Source organism: Streptococcus sp. CCH8-H5, assembly GCF_001556505.1.
Lineage (GTDB): Bacteria > Bacillota > Bacilli > Lactobacillales > Streptococcaceae > Streptococcus.
The window spans coordinates 1-2,222 of record NZ_LSIZ01000096.1; the positions used below are offsets into that span (position 1 = coordinate 1).

Annotated in this window: 1 protein-coding gene; it reads left to right on the forward strand. The window is 39.2% G+C overall.

Annotation, left to right across the window (positions count from 1 at the left end; translation table 11 throughout):
• A partial coding sequence (locus tag AX663_RS05960; protein WP_060973004.1) for a glucosyl transferase occupies positions 1 to 1,946 on the forward strand: 1,946 nt, incomplete at its 5' end.
• Between the last annotated feature and the right edge of the window lie 276 nt (positions 1,947 to 2,222).

Here is a 2,222-nt window from a genome sequence, read left to right on the forward strand (position 1 = left end):
CTGAAACTGCCAGTGAAACAGCTTCAACAACTGCAAGCGAAAGTCAAGCACCTGCGGAATCAGCCACAGGCCAAACACGTGATGCTGTAACTACAGACCGAGCTGCCAATGAGACAGCTTCAGTACCTAATGAAACAAACGTCACTGGTGGTCAATACTATAGTGATGACCAAGGCAACTGGTATTATAAAGATGCCAGTGGTAAAAACCTCGTAGGCGAACAGACTATCGATGGCCAAAATGTTTATTTCCGCAGTAATGGGCAACAAGTTAAGGGGCCTTTACTCGATAGGAATAATAATCTATTTCGTTACTACGATGTTGATACTGGGCAACTATGGACGAATCGATACCTTGAATCCCAAGGTAATTGGTACTATTTAGGTAAAGATGGCTATCCACTCACTGGAGAACAAACTATCAATGGTCAAGAAGTCTACTTCGATTATAAAGGTGTTCAAATCAAAGGTGACTTTAGCGGAGAGGACTATAGCTATCCAGATCAAACTTTCTATTACGACTCTAACTCTGGTGCAAGGGTCCGAAAAGAAGGTCTAGTTCAGAATAAAAAAGGCCAAACCTTTTACATCAAGAACGATGGTTCTAAATTTACAGGAATACGTGAAATTGATGGTAATATCTACTATTTCAAAGCACGTGAAGCTGCCTCTCCTGTTGATACCGGCGTCCTACAAAAAGGAATCAGCATTTTACTAGAAGAAGGGCAAAATTCACCACGTACTTATGGTTTTGGTACCCCTACTAATATTACCCGTCGCTACTATTTTGACTCAGTTACTGGTCAAGCCGTTAAAAATCGCTATGTCCAAGAAAATGATGGCTGGTACTATTATGGTGCAGATGGAAATGCTATTCGTCCTCAAGATGGTGAAGTCAATATAGACGGTCAAATCGTTTACCTCTATGCCAATGGTCGTCAAGCTAAGGGAGAGCTTGTTCTCGACAATGGTGTTCTTCGCTACTATGATCCTAATTCTGGAGCACGCGTCTCTAACACCACTCTAACAATTAATGGTATGACCTATCGATTTGATGAAAACGGCGTAGGTATGGATGCTCCTAACCCAAATGGTTATTATAGCGACGATAATGGAAACTGGTATTATAAGAACGTAAATGGAGACAACCTCACTGGTGCTCAAATCATTAACGGTCAAAAGTTATTTTTCCGCGACAATGGTCAACAGGTTAAAGGTGCTTATGGTGATTCCTACGGTGATTTATACGCATTCTACGATATTAATTCTGGAAATCTTGTAACCAATCGTTATGTTGAATACATGGGTAATTGGTTCTATGTAGGTAAAGACGGTAAGCCAGTCAAGGGAGCTCGAAATATCGATGGACAAGATGTCTTCTTCAACTATCGAGGGGTACAAGCTAAAGGAGGATTTGGTCAAGATGGCGTCTATATGCCTGAGTACTATTACGATAAAGATAATGGTCGCAAAGTAACCAAAGCTGGGTTTGTTAAAGATAACAGAGGCTTAACTTACTATCTTGACGAGAAAGGTAACAAAGTCCTTGGACTTCATGAAATCAATGGTGATTTATATTACTTCCGTCGAGGAGGTGCCTATAAGTACACCCAACTGGGTGACATGTGGCAAGACAGTATTAATTACATCGATGGTAAAATCTACTACTTCGGTCATGACGGTAGAGCAATTAAAAATCGTTTCTATCAATGGGGTAATTACTGGTACTACTTCTATGCGGATGGTTCAGCAGCTACTGGTGCCGTTCAGATTAATGGACAACAACTTTACTTCGATAAAAATCATGGTAGACAAGTTAAAGGCGCTTTTGCACCAGATGGTCACTACTACGATGAAAACTCTGGTGAACTCGTCACTAACCAAACACGTACTATCAAAGGTGTAACTTATCATTTTGATGAAAATGGTAACGCGACTAAAGTTTAAGCTATTCCTTACTTTAAGAAAACTTTAGGCTCTGCTCTATATACTATAATCATCCTAAAACTTTTCTTTTTCATAATCTCCTAAAATCCAGGGTATTGGTCCTGGATTTTTTTGTATTTTTAACTCTTGAGACTGCTAAAATTGTGATATTGGCCATTCACTCGCTTTTTTATGTAATCGTTTTCTTATTTTTGTCTAAATTTATTATGTTTCCTTGAAACTCTCTAAAATAGCGCTATAATAGGACTTAGGAAATGGAGGAAAAAGTATGAAAGT